This window comes from Novosphingobium malaysiense, from assembly GCF_000802225.1.
In the GTDB taxonomy this organism is placed as follows: domain Bacteria; phylum Pseudomonadota; class Alphaproteobacteria; order Sphingomonadales; family Sphingomonadaceae; genus Novosphingobium; species Novosphingobium malaysiense.
The window spans coordinates 1-228 of record NZ_JTDI01000059.1; the positions used below are offsets into that span (position 1 = coordinate 1).

The 228-nt window shown below is 67.1% G+C and carries 1 protein-coding gene; it reads left to right on the forward strand.

All coding sequences use genetic code 11. The features are described 5' to 3' along the window. The coding region (locus LK12_RS25250; RefSeq protein ID WP_039290874.1) for a hypothetical protein at positions 1-228 on the forward strand (228 nt) is incomplete at both ends.

The window sequence follows — 228 nt, forward strand, 5'->3', positions numbered from 1 at the left end:
GTCCTATGATCCCCGGCTTGCGACCGCCGCACTTTCCCAGCTTGGGCGCTTGCTGGATGCTGCCGGCACGGGCAGGGCGTGGGAGACGGTCCTTGGGAAGGAGCCGCTGCCGCTAGCCGAGATACCGCCCGAGCGAATGGAGGACGTGCTCGCAGTCTTCGCCGACTTCGCCGATCTCAAGGAACCACGGCGGGCGGGGTTTTCCCGGGCAGTCGCACATCTTGCAGC